Source organism: Aldersonia sp. NBC_00410 (assembly GCF_026342035.1).
Taxonomy (GTDB): Bacteria; Actinomycetota; Actinomycetes; order Mycobacteriales; family Mycobacteriaceae; genus Aldersonia.
The window spans coordinates 42174-59542 of sequence record NZ_JAPENM010000016.1 but is presented as its reverse complement, the minus strand read 5'-3'; the positions used below and the strand labels follow the sequence as shown (position 1 = coordinate 59542).

The following is a 17369-nucleotide window of genomic DNA, read 5'->3' as shown; positions in this document are numbered from 1 at the left end:
TGGTCTAGACCATGGCTCGCAAAGTCGCAACGAACAGCGCCGTCGGGCGTGCGGAACTGCTCGAATTCGCCCGGCCACGACATCACCTGATCCTGAGCACCATTCGCGCCGACGGTTCGGCACAGATCTCCCCCGTCACCGGTGGCGTGGACGCCGAAGGCCGTATCGTCATCTCGACCTACCCGGCTCGGGCGAAAGCGAACAACGCCCGCCGGAACCCGGCGGTCAGCGTCCTCGTCCTGTCCGATGATTGGAACGACGCCTGGGTCCAGATCGACGGCACCGCCGAAGTGCTCGACATGCCGGCCGCCGAAGACGGACTGGTCGACTACTTCCGCACGATCTCGGGCGAACACCCGAACTGGGACGAGTACCGCGCCGCGATGCGCACGCAGAACAAGTCGATCATCCGGATCACCCCGACGCGGTGGGGCCCGATCGCCACCGGCGGCTTCCCGGCCGATGTCGCGGCGCGCCTGGACGCCGGCGGCTGATCACGCTCGTCTCCCGAGATGGGCACGCCAGGCCGCGACAATGCCCAATCCCGCGAGGATCCCGAGCAGGTCGGCGAGCCAGTCCCATACCGAACCGCTGCGCCGGATCGGCAGCACCGCTTGCAGCACCTCCGACACCGCGGCGTAGCCGGCGATCCCGATCAGCACGGCCCCCATGCGGAATCCGGCGTGGCACGCGGTCACCGTGAGAACGAGGAACATCAGCAGGTGGGTGAGTTTGTCGCTGTTCGGGGGGCCACTCGGCACGGTCGAGCCGGGCGAGAACAGCATGAAGAAGGTGACACCCAGCGCGACGAGAAATGGCACGGCCCGGCGCGAGCGGAGGGAGCCGACCACGCGCGAAAAGCCCCGCACTCGACGGTTCGAGTGCGGGGCTTTCGAGGTCACGACCGATTTGTTCGCGGTGTGATGCTGGGACGCTACGCGTCGGCGCCCGCGTCGGCCTCGGCGGCAGGCGCAGCAGCAGCCGCCTCCTCTTCCTGGACCGGGACCAGCGAGATCTTGCCGCGGTTGTCGATATCGGCGATCTCTACGCGGAGCTTGTCACCCACGCCGACGACGTCCTCGACCTTGGCGATCCGCTTGCCGTTGCCCAGCTTCGAGATGTGCACGAGACCGTCACGGCCCGGGAGCAGCGAGACGAATGCGCCGAAGGCGGTGGTCTTGACGACCGTGCCCAGGAAGCGCTCGCCCACCTTGGGCAGCTGCGGGTTCGCGATGGCGTTGATCATGTCGATCGCGGCCTGTGCAGACGGACCATCGGTGGCGCCGACGAACACGGTGCCGTCGTCCTCGATGGAGATGTTCGCACCGGTCTGCTCGGTGATCGAGTTGATCATCTTGCCCTTGGGGCCGATGACCTCACCGATCTTGTCGACCGGAACCTTGATCGCCGTGACGCGCGGGGCGTACGGGCTCATCTCGTCCGGGGCGTCGATGGCCTCGGCCATCACCTCGAGGATGGTCGTCCGGGCGTCGTGCGCCTGGCTCAGCGCACCCGCGAGCACCTGCGAGGGGATGCCGTCGAGCTTCGTGTCGAGCTGCAGCGCGGTGACGAAATCCTTCGTGCCTGCGACCTTGAAGTCCATGTCGCCGAACGCGTCCTCGGCCCCGAGGATGTCGGTGAGCGCGACGTAACGGGTCTCGCCGTCGACCTCGTCGGACACCAGGCCCATCGCGATGCCCGCGACCGGCGCCTTCAGCGGCACACCGGCATTGAGCAGCGACAGCGTCGAAGCACACACCGAGCCCATCGACGTGGAACCGTTGGAGCTGAGCGCCTCGGACACCTGCCGGATGGCGTAGGGGAACTCTTCCTGGCTCGGCAGCACCGGCATGAGCGCGCGCTCGGCGAGTGCGCCGTGACCGATCTCGCGGCGCTTCGGCGAGCCCACGCGGCCGGTCTCACCGGTCGAGTACGGCGGGAAGTTGTAGTGGTGCATGTAGCGCTTGCTGGTCTCGGGACCGAGCGAGTCGATCTGCTGCGCCATCTTCACCATGTCCAGCGTGGTGACACCCATGATCTGGGTTTCACCGCGCTCGAACAGCGCCGAGCCGTGCGCCCGCGGAATGACCGCGACCTCGGCCGAGAGCGACCGGATGTCGGTGATGCCGCGGCCGTCGATACGGAACTTGTCGCGCAGGATGCGCTGGCGGACCAGCTTCTTGGTCAGCGAGCGGAACGCTGCGCCGATCTCCTTCTCGCGACCCTCGAAGTTCGGTGCAACCGCGTCGAGCACCTCACCCTTGATCTCGTCGGTGCGGTCGTCGCGCTCCTGCTTGCCCGCGATGGTGAGCGCCTCGGCGAGCTTGTCGGCGGCGGCCGACTCGACGGCGGCGTACACATCGTCCTGGTAGGCCGGGAACACCGGGTAGTCACCGGTCGGCTTGGCGGCCTTCTCGGCGAGATCGGCCTGCGCCTTGCACAGCCGGGCAATGAACGGCTTGGCCGCCTCGAGGCCCTCGGCGACGATCGCCTCGGTCGGCGCCTGTGCGCCACCGTCGATGAGCTCGATCACGTTATCGGTGGCCTCGGCCTCGACCATCATGATCGCGACGTCTGCACTGTCACCGGCACCGGACACGACGCGGCCGGCGACGACCATGTCGAACACGGCGTTCTCGAGCTGCTCCACCGTCGGGAACGCGACCCACTGGCCGGCCTTCTTCTCTTCGCTGGTGATCAGCGCGACACGCACGCCACCGACCGGACCGGAGAACGGCAGGCCCGCGATCTGGGTGGATGCGGAGGCCGCGTTGATCGCGACGACGTCGTAGAGATCGTTCGGATCGAGGCTCAGGATCGTGACGACAACCTGGATCTCGTTGCGCAGTCCGTCGACGAACGACGGGCGCAGCGGCCGGTCGATCAGCCGGCAGGTGAGGATGGCGTCCGTGGAAGGACGGCCCTCACGGCGGAAGAACGAGCCGGGGATGCGGCCCGCGGCGTACATGCGCTCCTCGACGTCCACCGTGAGCGGGAAGAAGTCGAAATGCTCCTTGGGATGCTTGCCTGCGGTGGTGGCCGAGAGCAGCATGGTCTCGTCGTCGAGGTACGCCACGACCGCGCCGGCGGCCTGCTGGGCGAGTCGGCCCGTCTCGAAGCGGATGGTGCGGGTGCCATAGGTGCCGTTATCGATCACGGCGGCGGATTCGAACACGCCTTCGTCCACCTCTACGGCGGTGCTGGGCGATTCCTGCGTTTGAGTCATTTCTTTCTCTCTACCTCTCGTCTTCGCCGTACCCGCGGGACACGACCCTGCCCTCCTGGCCGGTCGTGCGCACCTTTGCTCGCGTCCTCTCGTCGGACGCGGCGCGTCGCAATTTCTTCGGACGCGGCTGCGCGGAGGCGGTCATCGATCGAAGCCTTCCGGATTCCGCTCGCGGAACCGAAAAGCCACTACCGAAGACCGACGCCACGACAGGCAGGTACATACGGCTGTGGTGTGGATGCTCGGCATCCACGTTAGGTGTTGAGCCGACTCGTGCTGCGCGCTTTGGCGCAAACACGAATAGCCAACGGGACAATTCTAGGCGTTGCCCCGCTGGCTACTTCACGTGTCCGTCCGACACACCCGAAGGTGGACGATTCCGGTGTGCTTCGACTCGGTATTGCTTTTCCTCGATCTCCGCTCGAGTCGCGATCAGCGACGCAGGCCGAGACGCTCGATCAGCGAGCGGTAACGCGCAACGTCGACCCGCTGGATGTACTTCAGCAGGCGACGGCGACGGCCGACGAGCAGCAGCAGGCCGCGACGCGAGTGATGGTCGTGCTTGTGCTGCTTGAGGTGCTCGGTGAGGTCGACGATGCGGCGGGTCAACATTGCGACCTGTGCCTCCGGCGAACCGGTGTCGGTCTCGTGCAGTCCGTACTCGGACAGGATCTGCTTCTTCTGCTCGACAGTCAGTGCCACTACTACTCCTGGTAATCAAGTCCGCGCGTGTGCCCGAGCCGATGCCCGGGCCGATCGGTGCGGCCGCCGCGAACCGCAGCACACACAGCGATCCAGACTACCAGTGCAGGTCGTGGACAAAAAATCGCGTCGCCGCCGGTGCAGTCGGCAGGTCGGCGAAGTCCGAATTCAGGGTCCGGTTGCGCCGAGCACGGCGCGAGCGCGTTCGGCATCCTTGCCCATCTCGACGATGAGGTCGTCCACCGAGTCGAACTTCTCCATCCCGCGAAGATGCTCGACGAAATCCACCGCGACGTGCTGGCCGTAGAGGTCCGCCTCGCCCTCGAGCACATACGCCTCGACAGTGCGGGTGCGCCCGGAGAACGTCGGGTTGGTGCCGATCGAAATCGCCGCCCGGGCAGGCTCGCCTGCGATCACCTCGCCGATCGTCGGTCCCGGCCCGAGCACGGTGAACCACCCCGCGTACACACCGTCGGCGGGGATTGCAGCATGCATCGGCGGCGCGACATTCGCGGTGGGATAACCGAGTTCGCGACCGCGGCCGTCGCCGTGTACGACCACGCCTTCCACCCGGTGCGCGCGGCCGAGCGCTTCCGCGGCGGCACGCACGTCGCCGGCATCGACGCATGACCGGATGTAGGTCGACGAGAACGTGACCGCATGCTCCTCGAGCAACTTGAGGCCCTCCACCTCGAAGCCGAACTTGCGGCCCATTTCCTCCATCGTCTCGATGGTGCCCGTGGCCTTCTTCCCGAACGTGAAGTTGACACCCACCACGACCTCGACCACGTGCAACCGCTCGACGAGCAGATCGTGCACATACCGGCCGGGCGTGAGCTTCATGAAGTCGGGCGTGAACGGCACCACACAGAACACGTCGATGCCGAGCTGCTCGGCGAGTTCGGCGCGACGCGACAGAGTGGTCAGCTGCGCCGGATGACTGCCGGGGCGCACGACCTCCATGGGGTGCGGATCGAACGTCATGAGCACGCTCGGCACATCCCGCGCAGCGGCCGATTCCACCGCCCGCGAAATGAGTTGCATGTGTCCGCGATGCATGCCGTCGAAAACGCCGATGGTCAAAACGCAACGGCCCCAGTCGGCAGGAATTTCATCGAACCCTCGCCACCTCTGCACAGGGGCAGCCTAGGGGAATCGGCGCTGCACCGTCACCTTCGCCTCGGTCGACACGACCGAACACGATCAGTCTCGCGGTGGGCGCCTATGGGTTCGTTCGGGTCCGGATGGGGAACCCGGACAAACAACCTGCCGCGTGCCGCCGTCCGGGAAGGATGCACCCGATGCTCCGCAGACGATCCCGCACCATCGCCGGAGGGGCGACAGTTCTGGCCGTCATCCTCTCGCCGACAGTCGCCACCGCCGCACCCGCACCGATCGACAACTTCGCCGCCGTACCGGGACGAACGTCGATCAGCTTCGCGCACTCGCCAACCGGCCTGCGGGTCGGCACGGCGAACCAGGGCGAGAGTCGACCGGCACTTTCGGTGAGCAAGCTGTATCTCGTAGACCACGCCCTGCGCCACGGCGACGGCTCCGCCGCCGACCGTGCGCTGTCCGAACGGGCGATCCGCTACTCCGACGACGGAGCCGCCGAGCAGCTCGCCGGAAAGTACCCCGGTGCAATCGCCGCCACCGCAGCCGAATACGGGCTGACGGCAACCGGTGGCGGCTACTGGGGCAGCTCGTCGACCAGCACCGCCGACATCGTCACCTTCCTCGAAGCGAAGAAACGGACCGACCCGGCGTCCCCGATGTTCGTCTGGATGGGCGACGCGGCACCCGTGGCAGCCGATGGCACCAGCCAGGATTGGGGTACCTCGACGTTGCCCGGCGCGGTCGGAAGCAAATGGGGCTGGTCGGATTTCGGGCAGTCGAGCGTGGCATCGGCATCGTTCGGTACCGATTTCTCGGTGGCGGCGCAGACCTACGGCGGGCCCGCGGAGCAGACTGCGGACGTGCAAGGCGCGTTCGGACCGGAGCGGGCACCGGTTGCGCCGCCCCCGCCACCGTTGTTGAACGACCCCGGTCTGCGCGCATTGCTCGACTCGCTCGCAACTGCATTGCCGCTCCCCCGCTGAGCTATCGCAATCGCTGTGCAGAACCCGTTCGGCGGGCGCCGCACCGTTACTTGCGTGTCCCCACTATCCACCGTCGCGGTTAAGCTCGTCGTGTGCCCGGCAAACGACAGCGGACAGGACAGGCGACCGACCCGGTCGCCGATTCCGGGACGGACGCCCGCGCACCCCTGACGTCGGTGGCCCAGGACTACCTGAAGGTCATCTGGACCGCATGCGAATGGTCGGCCGAGCCCGTCTCGACGAAGCTGCTCGCCGAACGCATCGGCGTGTCGGCCTCGACCGTCTCCGAGGCCGTCCGCAAGCTCGCCGATCAGGGCCTCGTCGACCACGTGCGCTATGGATCGATCCAGCTCACCCCGGCAGGCAGCGCCGCAGCGGTGGCCATGGTCCGCAAGCACCGACTGCTCGAGACGTTCCTGGTGAACGAGCTCGGGTACGGCTGGGACGAGGTACACGACGAAGCCGAGGTGCTCGAGCACGCCGTATCCGACCTGCTGATGACCCGGATCGACAGCAAGCTCGGCTATCCGGAGCGCGACCCGCACGGCGATCCGATCCCCTCCATCGACGGCGAAATCCCCACCCCGCCCGCCCGCCAGCTCAGCGGCTTCGGCAACGGAGAATCCGGGCGGGTGGCACGCATCTCGGACAGTGATCCGGCCATGCTGCGCTACTTCGACTCGGTCGGAATCGCGCTCGATACCCGCATCACCGTGGTCGAGCGCCGCGACTTCGCCGGCACCGTCGCCATTCGGCTCGGCGACCTCGGTGCCGACCCCGTCGATCTGGGCAACCCTGCCGCACAGGCGATCTGGCTCGTCTCGGACTGAGGCCGACCAATCGTCACAGATTGGACGGACGCACCACCATCACCGACGCGGCTCGTCGGCCGCTCTCCTGCAGCAGGGCGATCGCCCGGCCCGCGGGATCGATCGCGGCGTACACGCCCGCCATGCCGATCGGTTCGAGCCAGCGGCCGTGCCGCAGGTTCTCCGCCTCGGCATCGTCGATCGTGCGGTGCGGGAACGCGATTCGCGCGACCTCGTCGATATCCAGGCTCACCCTCGGGTCGTCGGCGAGTTCGTCGAGGGTGCGGGCATGGTCGAGAGTGAACGGCCCGACCCTGGTGCGGCGCAACGCCGTCAGGTGCCCGCCGACGCCGAGACCGGCACCGAGATCGCGCGCCAGCGCACGCACATAGGTGCCCGACGAGCACTCCACCACCACGTCGAGGTCCACGCATGACTCGACGTCACGGCGGGCGAGGACCTCGAATCGCGATACCGTCACCGGGCGCGCCGCGAGCTCGACCTGCTCCCCCTCGCGATGTCGGGCGTAGGCACGTTTGCCGTCCACCTTGATGGCGCTGACCGTCGCAGGCACCTGCGCGATCTCACCGGTCAACACCGCGATCCCCGCCGCGATCTCGGCGTCGGTGCAGCCGGACGCGTCGGCGCGGGTCAGCTCCTCACCTTCCGCATCATCGGTCGTGGTGGACACGCCGAGCCGGATCGTCGCGGTGTACTCCTTCGTGGTGAGCGCGAGCAGACCGAGCATCTTGGTGGCGCGCTCGACACCGAGGACGAGCACCCCCGTCGCCATCGGATCCAACGTGCCGGCATGCCCGATCTTGCGGGTGCGCATCAGTTTCCGGCAGCGGGCGACCACGTCGTGGCTGGTCATCCCGCCGTCTTTGTCGACGATCAGCAGCCCGGCGCCGGCGAGCGGGCCGCTCATGATGACACCGCCGGGTCGCTCATGATGACACCGTCGGGGCGCTCATCACGACACCACGATCGCTGCCAGGATGTACCCGTCCGCGATCTGCCAGCGTCCGTCGAATGCCGCGAGCGGCGCGCCCGCCACGGTCTTGCCGTCCACGAGCAGGTCGCTGTGGAAGGTGCCGAGCGTGGCGCCCTCCGACGTGCCGGTCGTTTCGAACGTGATGTGCGCGTCCTCGAAGCCGAGCCACCGCTCGGTCAACGGGAACCACGCCTTGTAGGTCGCCTCCTTGGCGCAGAACAGCAACCGATCCAGGTTGAGGCCGGTTTCGTTCGCCGCAAGCCAGTCGCGTTCGGCGGGCAGGCTCACCGCGTCGAGCACACCGTCCGGCAGCGCTTCGTGCGGCTCGGCGTCGATCCCCACCGAGCGGTAGCGCAGGGCGTGCGCGAGGACCGCTGCCTGATAGCCGTCGCAGTGGGTGAGACTGCCGACGATGCCGCGCGGAAACAGCGGCTGCCCCTTCTCCCCCTTGAGAATCGCGGCAGGCGGCTCGCCGAGCTTGCCGAGCGCGATGCGGGCGCAGTGCCGCGCGCCGATGAAATCGCGGCGACGTTTCTCCACCGCACGCGCAATCAACGGTTCCTCCGCGGGATGCGGGACCAGTCCGGTGGGGAATTCGCGCAACTCGGCGGCGGCGACGCCGTCGGGCAGGATCCGTTCGATCATCGTGCTCGGGACCGCATCTTCTCGACTTCGGCCTCCATCTCGGGCGACACCTTGAAATGCCCACCCCACTTGTTCAACGAACCCGGCGGATACTCCGGCACCGGCAGAATCTGGCGCAGCACCTGTTCGGGCAGCCCCCGCCGCTGCCACTCGCGGGGATAGCCGACCGACACTTCCTCGAAGCGCACACCGTCGTAGTAGGTCGTGCGCGGGATGTGTAGGTGGCCGTACACCGAGCAGACGACGTTGTACCGGCGATGCCAGTCGGCGGTCTCGGTAGTGCCGCACCACAGCGCGAACTCCGGGTAGAACAGCACCTCGGTCGGTTGGCGCACCAGCGGCCAGTGGTTGATCAGCACCACCCGGGTGTCCGGCGCCAATGCGTCGAGCCGCTTCCGGGTGAGTTCCACGCGGGCGCGGCACCACGCGTCGCGCGTCACGTAGGGCTCGGAAGCGAGCAGGAACTCGTCGGTGCACACCACGTTGCGCTCCCGCGCGATCGCGAGTCCGTCCGCCTTGTTCGTCGCCCCGGTCGGCAGGAACGAGTAGTCGTAGAGCAGGAACATCGGCACCAGCGTGATCGGGCCGGACTCGTCGTGCTCCCACACCGGGAACGGATCCTCCGGAGTGATCACGTCCAGTTCGCGGCACATGTCGACGAGGTAGTCGTAACGCGGGGCGCCGTGAATCTGCACCGGATCCTTCGCGGTGGTCCACAGCTCGTGGTTGCCCGGCACCCAGATGACCTTGGCGAATCGGCTGCGCATCAGTTCCAGCGCCCAGCGGATATCGTCGGTTTTTTCCGAGACATCGCCGGCGAGAATCAGCCAGTCCTCCGGCGAATCGGCCTCGATCTGTTCGGTGATCGGCCGATTACCGCGGTGACCGACATGAATGTCGCTCACCGCCATCAACTTCGGTGCCATGTCCACAACTGTGCCGTATCCGGCGTCGGCGCCGATCAGGCGGGTTCCACGAACGCCTCCCGCAACGTGTCCAGCGTGGCCCCGTCCAGGCCGAGGCCGCGACGGAAGTAGCCCTCGATGTCGCCGAACCTCGTGTTCATCTCGTCCAGGGCGGTGCGCAGATAGGACTCCTGCACGCCGAGCAGCGGCCGCAGCATGGCCGGATCGCCGCCCGCGACCTCGAACTTCTCGAAGATCGGCGCGAGCGCGGGCAACAACTCCTCGTTGGTGAGCAGATAGTCGCGCAACACGTCCTGCTCGCTCACCCGCAGCAGCAGCAACAGCGCCGCGGCGCCCCACCCGGTGCGGTCCTTGCCGGTGGTGCAATGCAGCAACGCCGGCCGGGATCGGGGGTCGGCGAGGCCGGTGTAGAGCCGACGATAGGCGTGCAGGGCGCTGCCGGAAGAAACGATGTGCCGGTAGCTGTCGGACAACGCCGTTTCCGCGACGCCGTCGGTGAGCAGTGCGACCGCCTTGCCCGGGTCTTCGAGAAACTCGAGCATCTGCGCCGAGGCCGCCCCCACCGTCTCGGCAAGCACATCGGCGACGACGTGGGCCGTGCCCTCGGGCAGCCGATCCGGCTGTGCCACCCGTTCGACCTCGGTGCGCAGGTCGTAGACGGTGCGGATGCCGAGCGCCGCGAACGCGGTGACCCCGTCGTCGTCGAGCCGGTTCAATTCGACGGAGCGGTACAGCATCCCGCGCCGGACGCGGCCACCGTCGGTGGTCGGCCAGCCGCCGACGTCACGCAGGTTGGGCAGGCCGGCGATCTCGAGCGGGGCATCTGAGGGGCGGGTCATGCCGGTGATCCTGCCAGCCGCGGAGTAGCGCGGCGGTCGGTACCATCGGCGAGGCATACTCCGATTCGAGGAGCAGCCATGTCTGTCCGCGGCACCGCTTCGCGCACATGGCCTGCGGTTCGGACCTACGTCCGCCGCGCGCCGTGGACCTTTGCGTGGCTGGCGATCCTGCTGGTCACGACCGTGGTGCAGCATCTGCTCACGCCGGCGGCGCTCGACTCCCTGCTCGGGGACCGGTCCACCAATCTGAACAATCTTGCCGACGAGCCGCTGCAGGTGCTGTTCACCAGCCTGCTGTGGATCGACGGCGCCTACTGGCTGCCCTACCTGCTGTCGTTCTGCGTGTTCCACGCGACGGCCGAACGGTGGCTGGGCGCTTGGCGCTGGGTGCTGGTTGGGTTCACCGCGCACGTGCTGGCGACCTACATCAGCGAAGGCGTGCTGGGCCTGGAGATCCATTGGGGTGAGGCGGACGCGTCGCTTGTCGACGTTCGCGATGTCGGCGTCAGTTACTTCCTCGCCGGCGTCATCGGCGTGCTCACCTATCACGTGGCGCGGCCGTGGCGGTGGGGGTACCTCGGGGCGGTGCTGCTCGTCTACGGAGCGCCGCTGGTGCTCGACCCGGATTTCACGGAGCTCGGACATTTCAGTTCGATTCTCATCGGGCTCGCGTTCTATCCGATGGTGCGCGGGCGAGGGGAACCCCTCGACCCGGTGCGCGTCTACCGGGACCTGCGCGGCGCGCGGCGTCGCGACGGCGTCGGCGAAATCCAACCAATCAGCGCTGCAGATCGGCTCCCACCACCGCCCAGCGGCCCGACGCGGTCCGCCACACCACGGACGCCGCCCGCAGCGCCATGAACAGGGCCAGACCGGTCCAGATTCCGGCCAGACCCCAGTCGAAGACCAGCGAGAGCCAGATCATCGGGAGAAACCCGACGACGGCACTGCCCAACGTCGCGTTGCGCAGGAACGCCGCATCGCCCGCGCCGAGCAGCACGCCGTCGAGCGCGAACGCGACACCGGCGATCGGCATCACACCGACGAAGAACCACCACGCCACCCCGACCTGATCGAGCACCTCGGTATCGGTAGTGAACAGCTGCGGGATGACCGCGTGCCCGGCCGCGAACAGCGCGGCGAGCACGAGCGCGAACACCGTCGACCATGCGGTGATCCGCCAGGCCAGCCGTTGCGCGGCGGCGGCGTGCCCGGCACCGAGCGTCGCACCGATCAATGCCTGCGCCGCGATCGCCAGCGAGTCCAGGGTGAGCGTGACGAAGTTCCACAGCTGCAGCACCACCTGGTGGGCAGCGACGGTGGCCGCCCCGAACCGCGACGCCACCGCCGCGGCGGAGACGAAGCAGGCCTGGAAGGCGAGACTGCGCGCGATCAGGTCTCGACCGAGCACGAGTTGCTTGCGCATCACCGCGGGCTGCGGCCGTAGGCTCTGCCCCTCGCGGAGCAGCGCCGCGATGAACAGCACACCGGAAATACTTTGACCGATCACGTTGGCCCAGGCGGAGCCGACCAGTTCGAGGCGGGGCGCACCCGCCAGGCCGTGCACGAGCACCGGACACAGGACCGCCGAAATCGCGAGCCCGACCACCACGAACCGAAGCGGGCGGATCGTGTTCTGGACTCCCCGCATCCAGCCGTTGCCGGCCATCCCGACCAGGATCAGCGGCGCACCGAAAAGTCCGACGCGCAGCCAGTCGAGCGCTTCGGTGGCGATGTCGTCACCGCCGGCGATAACCGCCGTCACCGGTCCGGCGAGTGCTTGCATCACAATCACGATGACCGTGCCGATACCGATTGCCAGCCAGGTCGCCTGGATCCCTTCCCGAACCGCGCCGTCCCGGTCGCCCGCGCCGTGCATACGTGCCGCACGGGCGGTGGTCCCGTAGGACAGGAAGGTCAGCTGCGTGCTGACCTGAGTGAGGATCAGACCGCCGACCGCGAGCCCGGCCAGCGCAAGCGCGCCGAGGCGGCCGACCACGGCGGTGTCGAACAGCAGATAGAGCGGCTCGGCGACGAGCACTCCGAGTGCGGGCAGGGCAAGGCCGAGGATGCGGCGCGCCCCGGCGTCGCCTGCGGCGTCGTCCGTTTTCGCGACCGATCCGTCCGAGCCGTCCGGTTCGGCGACCGATTGGTCCGCGTCGGCCACGGGTCAGTCCAGCGCGAGACGCAGGTCCGCGACGACGTCCTCCGCGCTGCCGTAGGCGGTGTATCCGGCGGCGAAACGATGGCCGCCGCCGCCGAGGCCGGTGGCGATCGACCCGACGTCGACGCCGTCGCGGGAACGCAGCGAGACCGACCATTGCGGCGAGCCGTCACCGGATTGCTTGAGCACCGCGGCGATCACCGCTTCGGAGGTGGTGCGCACGATGTCGATGACGCTCTCCACCTCCTCCGAGCGCAGCCCGGTGGTGTCCTCGGTGCGGACGACCGCATAGACGAGTCCGGCGCCGCCGTGTGCTTCCGGCACCAGTCGCGCACTGCCGAGCACGCGTGACAACATCGGCAGCCAGCCGAACGGGTGCGTGTCGAGCAGTTCGCGGGTGATCTCGGCACCGTCGATCCCGGTATCGAGCAGCCGGTCGGCGAACCGGTGCGTGCCGGGCTGCACCCAGCGGAACGATCCGGTGTCGGTGACGAGTCCGGCGAACAGACAGTGCGCGATAGCGCGGTCGATCGGGATATCGAGCGCATCGAGCAACCGCGCGACGACCGACGTCGTCGACTCGGCGGCGGGGTCGATGACGTTCAGCGCACCGAAATGCACGTTGGACCGGTGATGATCGATGACCAGTGTGGTCCGTGCGCCGTCGAGCCGGTCCCGCAGCGAGCCCAGGCGGCCCGCACTCGCGCAGTCCACGGTGACGAGCAGATCGACCTCGCGCGCGACCTCGTCCGCGGGCACCACGAACTCGACCCCGGGCAGCGAGCGCATCGACACCGGCACGTCGTCCGGTTCGGCGAACGCGACCTGCACCGCGATTGCACGCCCGCGCAGGGCGAGCGCGAGCGCGAGCCCACTGCCGAGCGAATCCGCATCGGGATTGATATGGCACAGCACGGTTACCGAGGTGGCAGTCCCGAGCGCGGTGACCGCTGCTTCCAGATCCGGCACGGATGCGGCATCCAGGTCCGGCACGGATGCGCCATCCAGGTCCGGCACGGATGCGCCATCCCGATCCGGCACGGATGCGCCATCCCGGTCCGGCACTCGTTCGCCAGTGTCCGAACGATCCGACATGCGCTACCGGGCGTCGCCGGAGTCGGTCCCGGCGTCGGGTTCGGCGTTCTCGTCGGCCGTCCGGTAGGGATCGGGGTCACCGACGGGGACGGCGTTCGCGGCGAGCTTGGCCACCTCGTCGTCGGCGGCGCGGGCACGCGCGAGCAGTTCCTCCATGTGCCGGGCCGTGTCGGGCACCCGGTCGAGCACGAAGGCCAACGTCGGGGTGAACTTGACGCCGGTTCCGGCGCCGACCTTCGAGCGGAGCACGCCCTTGGCCTTCTCCAGGCCTGCAGCCGCGCTGTCGAGATCGGGTTCGGAGTCGATATCGGCGCCCATCACCGTGTAGTACACGGTGGCGTCCCGAAGGTCGCCGGTCACCTTCGCGTCGGTGATGGTGACGAACCGCAGCCGCGGATCCTTCACCTCGTGTTCGATCGCGGTGGCGACAATGGTCGCGATCCGCTTGGCCAGTCGCGCTGCCCGCGCATGGTCAACCATGTCTTGCGCCCCTCTCAGTCTTCCGGACCGAAGATCCGCCGGCGTACCCCGAGCAGTTGCAGCTCGGGTCGGGCGGCAACGTGGCGCTCGCACTTGTCGAGTACCTCGTGCAGATGCCCCACGGCGGAGCTGGCCGCCGCCACACCGACCATGGCCCGGCGATGCCGATCCATCTCGCCCGCCTCGACCGCGCACACACCGAACCGTTGTAGTTCGGCGATGACCGGCCGCACGACGGACCTTTTCTCCTTCAACGAATGAACGTCACCGAGCAGAATGTCGAACTCGAGCGAGCCAAGGAACAACACGACACTCCCTTCCGGCGGCACCGTGCGCGGTTGCCGGCCGACCTTGCGGTCGGGCTGATCGGTCAACCGCGCACGGGCTGTGCTCCTGTGAGGATAGGTCGCTCCGCAGGCTCCGCTCCTGCGAGGATATGTCGCTCCGCAGGCTGCGCTCCTCAGACGCTTCAGTCGCGCGGCTTCTCGCGCAGCTCGTACGCCTCGATGATGTCGCCCTCCTTGATGTCGTTGTAGGTGAGCGTGAGGCCGCATTCGAAGCCTTCGCGCACCTCGGTGACATCGTCCTTCTCGCGACGCAACGTGGAAATCGTCGTCGTCTCGGCAACCACCAGGTTGTCCCGCAGCAACCGCGCCTTCGCGTTGCGGCGCAGGATGCCACCGGTGACCATGCAGCCGGCGATGAGACCGACCTTGGAGGAGCGGAACAGCGCGCGGATCTCGGCGCGGCCCAGCTCGACCTCTTCGTAGACCGGCTTGAGCATGCCCTTGAGGGCCTTCTCGATCTCGTCGATCGCCTGGTAGATCACCGAGTAGTACCGGATGTCGACGCCCTCGCGGTTCGCCAGCTCGGTCGCCTTGCCCTCCGCGCGCACGTTGAACCCGATGATGATCGCGTTCGACGCCGAGGCCAGGTTGACGTTGGTTTCGGTGATGCCACCGACACCGCGGTCGATAACCCGCAGCTGCACTTCGTCGTCGATCTCGATACCGAGCAGCGCCTCTTCCAGGGCCTCCACGGTGCCGGAGTTGTCGCCCTTGAGGATCAGGTTGAGCTCGCTGGTTTCCTTCAGCGCGGCATCCAGATCCTCGAGGCTGATCCGCTTGCGGCTGCGCGCGGCCAGTGCGTTGCGCTTGCGCGCATTGCGGCGGTCGGCGATCTGCCGGGCGATCCGGTCCTCGTCGACGACGAGCAGGTTGTCGCCGGCACCCGGGACCGAGGTGAAACCGACCACCTGGACCGGACGCGACGGCAGGGCCTCGGCGACGTCGTCGCCGTGCTCGTCGACCATGCGACGCACTCGGCCGTACGCGTCACCGGCGACGATCGAGTCACCGACGCGCAGGGTTCCGCGTGCGATGAGCACGGTCGCGACCGGGCCGCGGCCACGGTCGAGGTGTGCCTCGATCGCGACGCCCTGGGCCTCCATGTCGGGGTTGGCCCGCAGGTCGAGCGACGCGTCCGCGGTGAGCAGCACCGCTTCGAGCAGGTGTTCGATGTTCGTGCCCTGCTTGGCGGAGATGTCGACGAACATGGTGTCGCCGCCGTACTCCTCGGCGACGAGTCCGTATTCGGTGAGCTGCCCGCGAATCTTCGCCGGGTCGGCGCCTTCCTTGTCGATCTTGTTCACCGCGACCACGATCGGCACGTCGGCCGCCTGGGCGTGGTTGATCGCTTCCACCGTCTGCGGCATGACGCCGTCGTCGGCCGCGACCACGAGGATCGCGATGTCGGTGGCCTTCGCACCGCGGGCACGCATGGCGGTGAACGCCTCGTGACCGGGGGTGTCGATGAAGGTGACCAGTCGTTCGTTGCCCTCGAAGTCGACCCCGACCTGGTAGGCACCGATGTGCTGGGTGATGCCGCCGGCCTCGCCCTCGCGCACGTTCGCCTTACGGATCGTGTCGAGCAGGCGGGTCTTGCCGTGGTCGACGTGACCCATGACGGTGACCACCGGCGGACGCGACTCGAGGTCTTCCTCGCCGCCCTCGTCCTCGCCGTAGGTGAGGTCGAACGACTGCAGCAGCTCGCGGTCCTCGTCCTCCGGGCTGACGACCTGGACGACGTAGTTCATCTCGCCGCCGAGCAGCTCGAGCGTCTCGTCGTTCACCGACTGCGTTGCGGTGACCATTTCGCCGAGGTTGAACAAGGCCTGCACCAACGCAGCCGGGTTCGCATCGATCTTCTCCGCGAAGTCGGACAGCGACGCACCGCGGGCGAGCCGGATGGTCTCACCGTTGCCGCGCGGCAGCCGCACACCGCCAACGGCGGGCGCCTGCATTGCGTCGTATTCCTGGCGCTTCTGCCGCTTCGACTTGCGGCCCTTGCGGGGCGCGCCACCGGGACGCCCGAAGGCACCCGCAGCACCGCCGCGACCACGGTTACCGCCGCCACCACCGGGACGACCGCGGAAACCACCGGCCGCGGGCGCGCCCGCACCGGGAGCGCCGCCGCCGCCACCACCGCCACCGCGGTAGCCGCCACCGCCGCCGGCACCACCGCCGGGACGGCCCGGGGCTCCACCGGGACGGCCCGGACGACCGGCACCGGGTGCCGGACGGGTCGAACGTGCGGGCATCGCACCCGGGTTCGGGCGCGGGGGCATCGAGCCGGGGCTCGGCCGCGGACCACCCTGACCTGGTGCGGGACGGGGACCGCCCTGACCGGGCCCGGGACGCGATCCGCCCTGCGGGCGCGGGCCGGCCTGGCCGGGACCCGGGCGGGGACCGCCGGGACGCGGTGCACCCGGCGCCGGCCGCGGCGCGGGACGCTCGACCGGGGCCGAGGAGTACGGGTTGTTGCCGACACGCGGCGGCTTCGGACCCGGCTTGGGACCGGCCGGTGCCGCGGGACTCGCGCTGGCCGCGGGGGCCTGCGGACGCGGGCGGGCCGGGACCGGCTTGGGTGCCGAATCCGGAGCGGGTGCCGCGGGCGGCGCGGAAGCCGCGGGCGGGTTCGACGCTGCCGCAGCCGGCTGGGGAGCCGACGGAGCGGCCGGTGCCGGAGCAGCCGGGGTCGGCCGCGGGCCGGGGCGGGGGCCCGACGGACGCGGGCCGGCCGCGGCCGGTTTTGCGGCGCCATCGGCGGACCTGCCGTTTTGCGGCGCCGCAGGCGCCTTCGAGGTAAACGATTCACGCAGACGACGCGCGACGGGTGCTTCCACCGTCGACGACGCCGATTTCACGAACTCGCCCTGCTCCTTGAGCGTCGCGAGTAGTTCCTTACTTGTGACACCGAGTTCTTTCGCCAACTCGTGCACGCGGGCCTTGCCTGCCACTGCTCTCCTCACTATGAGGTCGAGCGTGACGGTCCCGGCTCCCGGGCGCCCGCACGACCTCGGTTTATCTCCGACGGACGTTCATCGTTGGT

General features: G+C 68.5%; 17 protein-coding genes. 4 read left to right on the top strand and 13 right to left on the bottom strand.

Features of this window, described 5'->3' with window-relative positions; all coding sequences use genetic code 11:
* Nucleotides 1-11 precede the first annotated feature (11 nt).
* Nucleotides 12-494, top strand: coding sequence for a PPOX class F420-dependent oxidoreductase (locus OG921_RS25695; RefSeq protein WP_266115377.1), 483 nt, complete (start codon nucleotides 12-14; stop codon nucleotides 492-494).
* On the opposite strand, the gene OG921_RS25690 is transcribed toward OG921_RS25695, so the two are convergent.
* The 4 genes from OG921_RS25690 to OG921_RS25675 form a co-directional block, all read right to left on the bottom strand.
* Nucleotides 495-902, bottom strand: coding sequence for a VanZ family protein (locus OG921_RS25690; RefSeq protein ID WP_266115376.1), 408 nt, complete (start codon nucleotides 900-902; stop codon nucleotides 495-497).
* Nucleotides 903-934: 32 nt separating this feature from the next.
* Entirely contained in the window at nucleotides 935-3226 is a 2292-nt protein-coding gene (locus tag OG921_RS25685; RefSeq protein WP_266115375.1) for a polyribonucleotide nucleotidyltransferase, read from the bottom strand.
* 432 nt (nucleotides 3227-3658) lie between these two features.
* Complete coding sequence (gene rpsO / locus OG921_RS25680) at nucleotides 3659-3928, bottom strand: 30S ribosomal protein S15 (protein WP_266115374.1); 270 nt, start codon at nucleotides 3926-3928, stop codon at nucleotides 3659-3661.
* A gap of 168 nt (nucleotides 3929-4096) precedes the next feature.
* Entirely contained in the window at nucleotides 4097-5065 is a 969-nt protein-coding gene (locus tag OG921_RS25675) for a bifunctional riboflavin kinase/FAD synthetase (RefSeq protein ID WP_266115373.1), read from the bottom strand.
* 164 nt (nucleotides 5066-5229) lie between these two features.
* Between OG921_RS25675 and OG921_RS25670 the strand changes: the two genes are divergently transcribed.
* A complete protein-coding gene (locus OG921_RS25670) occupies nucleotides 5230-6027 on the top strand; it encodes a hypothetical protein (RefSeq protein WP_266115372.1) in 798 nt (265 codons plus the stop codon).
* 167 nt (nucleotides 6028-6194) lie between these two features.
* Complete coding sequence (locus OG921_RS25665; RefSeq protein ID WP_266115412.1) at nucleotides 6195-6857, top strand: metal-dependent transcriptional regulator; 663 nt, start codon at nucleotides 6195-6197, stop codon at nucleotides 6855-6857.
* Nucleotides 6858-6870: 13 nt separating this feature from the next.
* Here the strand turns inward: OG921_RS25665 and truB are convergent, their stop codons facing one another.
* From truB to OG921_RS25645, 4 genes are read right to left on the bottom strand one after another with little or no spacing between them, the layout of a single operon-like run.
* The gene (gene truB, locus OG921_RS25660) at nucleotides 6871-7764 is read right to left on the bottom strand and encodes a tRNA pseudouridine(55) synthase TruB (protein ID WP_266115371.1); all 894 of its coding nucleotides are present in this window, start codon (nucleotides 7762-7764) and stop codon (nucleotides 6871-6873) included.
* 45 nt (nucleotides 7765-7809) lie between these two features.
* The gene (npt, locus tag OG921_RS25655; protein WP_266115370.1) at nucleotides 7810-8475 is read right to left on the bottom strand and encodes a 4'-phosphopantetheinyl transferase Npt; all 666 of its coding nucleotides are present in this window, start codon (nucleotides 8473-8475) and stop codon (nucleotides 7810-7812) included.
* Entirely contained in the window at nucleotides 8472-9401 is a 930-nt protein-coding gene (locus OG921_RS25650; protein WP_266115369.1) for a metallophosphoesterase, read from the bottom strand. The genes npt and OG921_RS25650 overlap by 4 nt, the downstream gene beginning before the upstream one ends.
* 35 nt (nucleotides 9402-9436) lie before the next feature.
* The gene (locus OG921_RS25645) at nucleotides 9437-10240 is read right to left on the bottom strand and encodes a tyrosine-protein phosphatase (protein WP_266115368.1); all 804 of its coding nucleotides are present in this window, start codon (nucleotides 10238-10240) and stop codon (nucleotides 9437-9439) included.
* Nucleotides 10241-10318: 78 nt separating this feature from the next.
* Between OG921_RS25645 and OG921_RS25640 the strand changes: the two genes are divergently transcribed.
* Nucleotides 10319-11101: a rhomboid-like protein gene (locus tag OG921_RS25640; protein WP_266115367.1), complete on the top strand. Its 783-nt coding sequence runs from the start codon at nucleotides 10319-10321 to the stop codon at nucleotides 11099-11101.
* On the opposite strand, the gene OG921_RS25635 is transcribed toward OG921_RS25640, so the two are convergent.
* The 5 genes from OG921_RS25635 to infB all read right to left on the bottom strand — a co-directional run bounded on the left by OG921_RS25635 (nucleotide 11019) and on the right by infB (nucleotide 17277).
* Complete coding sequence (locus OG921_RS25635; protein WP_266115411.1) at nucleotides 11019-12311, bottom strand: MATE family efflux transporter; 1293 nt, start codon at nucleotides 12309-12311, stop codon at nucleotides 11019-11021. The two genes, OG921_RS25640 and OG921_RS25635, sit on opposite strands and share 83 nt — an antisense overlap.
* 99 nt (nucleotides 12312-12410) lie before the next feature.
* A complete protein-coding gene (locus OG921_RS25630; protein ID WP_266115410.1) occupies nucleotides 12411-13388 on the bottom strand; it encodes a bifunctional oligoribonuclease/PAP phosphatase NrnA in 978 nt (325 codons plus the stop codon).
* Nucleotides 13389-13502: 114 nt separating this feature from the next.
* A complete protein-coding gene (gene rbfA / locus OG921_RS25625; protein ID WP_266115366.1) occupies nucleotides 13503-13979 on the bottom strand; it encodes a 30S ribosome-binding factor RbfA in 477 nt (158 codons plus the stop codon).
* A gap of 14 nt (nucleotides 13980-13993) precedes the next feature.
* Nucleotides 13994-14284, bottom strand: a complete 291-nt coding sequence (locus OG921_RS25620; protein WP_266115409.1) for a DUF503 domain-containing protein — start codon at nucleotides 14282-14284, stop codon at nucleotides 13994-13996.
* 164 nt (nucleotides 14285-14448) lie between these two features.
* A complete protein-coding gene (infB, locus tag OG921_RS25615; RefSeq protein ID WP_266115365.1) occupies nucleotides 14449-17277 on the bottom strand; it encodes a translation initiation factor IF-2 in 2829 nt (942 codons plus the stop codon).
* Nucleotides 17278-17369: the final 92 nt, after the last annotated feature.